This is a genomic window from Streptomyces sp. (assembly GCF_050698815.1).
Taxonomy (GTDB): Bacteria; Actinomycetota; Actinomycetes; order Streptomycetales; family Streptomycetaceae; genus Streptomyces.
Genome location: NZ_JBOHCV010000419.1, coordinates 1 through 2,614, shown reverse-complemented (window position 1 = coordinate 2,614; position 2,614 = coordinate 1). Strand labels below are relative to the sequence as shown.

Genomic DNA, 2,614 nt, shown 5'->3' with positions numbered 1-2,614 from the left:
TGCCGGTGTAGGTGCGTTCGCCGCGTGCGTCGGTGCCGGCGTGGTGTGCGGGCCAGTTCGCTCGGGTCTGGTTGCCCGCATCGTCGTAGGCGTAGGACTCGCTCCAGCCCTCGGCTCGCACTCCCGTGACGCGTCCGGCCGCGTCCAGGTCGAAGACGCGGGGACCGTTCAACTCGTCATCGACGCCCATCAGATGGCCATCGGGGCGGTAGGTGTAGGCACGATGCTGGACCGGGGCGGATGTGGGGCCGGTGACCCTCTGGGCGGTCAGGCGGCCGGCCGGGTCCCAGGTGTGGGCCATGTCCATGGTGCCGGCGATGCGTCGGTGGGTTTCGCGGCCTGCTGCGTCGTGGGTGAAGTCGAGGGTGTGGCCAGAGGCGGTGAGGGTGGTGCGATTGCCCACCTCGTCGTAGGCGAAGGAGGACACCGCACCGGAGGGCGTCATCCGGCGGGAGCGGCGACCCAACGCGTCATAGGTGTGGGTGAGCGCACGTCCGTTGACCAACTCGGTCTTGATCCGGCCCAGCTTGTCCCGCTGGAGGAGGAGTTCGGCGTCCGGCCCGACAGCCTCGGTGAGGCGGCCGGCCGGATCGTAGGCATAGGTCGTGGCCTGGCCGTCGGCGTCCTTGCCGGTGATCTGGCCGAGCACGTCGCGCTCGAAGGTGACGGTCTGGCCGAGTGGGTTGGTGCGGGAGGCCAGTTGTCCGGCGGCGTCGTGGGCGTAGCTGACCACACGGTCGTCGAAGTCGGTCTCGGATATCAGACGCCCCGCGGGATCATAGGCGTAACTCCAGGTCAAGCCCTGCGGGTTGGTGACCTGGGTGAGGCGCAGTTCCGCGTCATGCGCGAACTCGTGGCGCACCCCGTCCGGACCGGTCTGCGCAGCGAGCAGATCGAAATGGGTGTACTCGAAGGTGGTCACGCCACCGCCCGCATCCACGTGGCGGGTGCAGTTGCCCTCCCCGTCATACGTCCACGACTCCCGTGACCCGTCCGGGCCGACGCGGCGCGACAGCTTGCCCTCAACCGTCCACGAAAGGTGCGTTGCGCCACCCAGCGGGTCGATGACCGTGGTGGGGCGGCCGAAAGCGTCGCGCCTGTAGGTGGTGACCGCGCCGTCGGGGCCGGTGATCTCCACCGGGAGGCCGGCCGCATCGCAGCGCACCCGCGTCACCGACCCCAGCGCGTCCGTCACCCCCAGGAGATGACCCTGCCCGTCGTAGGCGTACCGCGTGGTGTTGCCGGCCGGGTCCGTGGCCGAGGTGCGGTTGCCCCGCTCGTCGTACTCCTGACGCCAGCGCGAACCGTCCGCTCCCGTGACGGCCACAGGCAGACCGAGACCGTTCACCTCCGCCTCGACCATCCGCCCGTCAGGGCGGGTGACGGCCTCCAGCTCACCGGACTCCGCCCCGTACCGGTAGCGGGTGGTGCGGCCCAGCGCGTCCGTACGGGAGAGCAGCCGGTTGTAGCGGTCCCATTCCTTGCGCACCGTGTTGCCCAACGCATCCGTCTCGGCGACGACCTGGCATCGATCGTTGATCGCAAAGCGAGAGACGCGGCCGTCGGAGTCTGTGATCTCGGTCGTGCGGTGGCCTGTGCGCTCATCGATGCCGCTGTAGTCGAATGTCGAGCGGAGATGACCTGCGGCACCGAACTGGGTGATGCAGCGGTCCTCATCGTCGTAGACGTAGTCGAAACGGGATCCGTTCGTGTCGGTCCAGGACGTCATCCGACCCTGCTGGTCGTAACCGAAGAGCAACGGCAGACCCGAGGAGTTGGTGACTGAGGTGAGGTGGCCGTCGATGTAGCCGTAACGCTTGAGTTCCTGGTCGGCTCCGTCCTCGGCCGCCCCTGCCAAGTGCAGGGCGGTGACACGTCCGCCCCATGTCGTGATCTTCAGCCGGTAGCCATCATCGTGGACGATGCCCGTCGGAGCGCCGGCGTCGTCGTACTCGAAGGTGATGCGGTGACCGTTCCGGTCCGATATCTGCTCCAACAGCGCCGTGCCGTCGCCCCCGCCGTCCGGGCCGGTGAAGTGCCACACCCGCCCGGTGGCCGGATCGCTCAGGACGTAGTCCCCGTGGACGGTGCTCTCCAGCGGCAGGCGAGGGCCCCTGTGCGGCAGCGTCGGCAGGTCGGGCGCGGGATGCGGATAGGCCAGCAGAAGACTGTCCTCACCGTGGAAGACCACTCCCTCCGCGTCGACCTCAAGCCGCTGATCGAGGGTGCTGCACCATGTCGGCCCGAACCAACGCCCTGCCCGATACGAGGACTCGAAGCCGCGCCGGAAGACAAGCGGCAGAGCGCTGGGCAACGACACGTCCGTCTGCGGAAGCAGCATCCGGCCGGTGGCGACATCCACCGGGTCCTTCTCACATGTCTTGCAGTCCGGCTGGCGGCTCTTGTCGTCCGGGTTCTTCCTGACGTCCTCGCCGCCGGGGCTGCTGGGCTTCTCCGACCCTCTGCGCGCCGCGCCCAGGCCCTTGCGGACCATGCCGAGGCCCTTGGCGCCGAGTATCTCGGGAGGCAGGCGGGAGAGGAACTCGGTGGGGTTCTTCTTGAACTCCTCCCACATCACCTTCCCGGTTTCCACCGGGTTGTTGAGCATCTGCAC

At 68.5% G+C, this 2,614-nt stretch carries 1 protein-coding gene; it reads right to left on the bottom strand.

What is annotated here, in order from left to right:
- A partial coding sequence (locus ACRDP3_RS15275) for a DUF6531 domain-containing protein (protein ID WP_431517484.1) occupies nt 1-2,614 on the bottom strand: 2,614 nt, incomplete at both ends.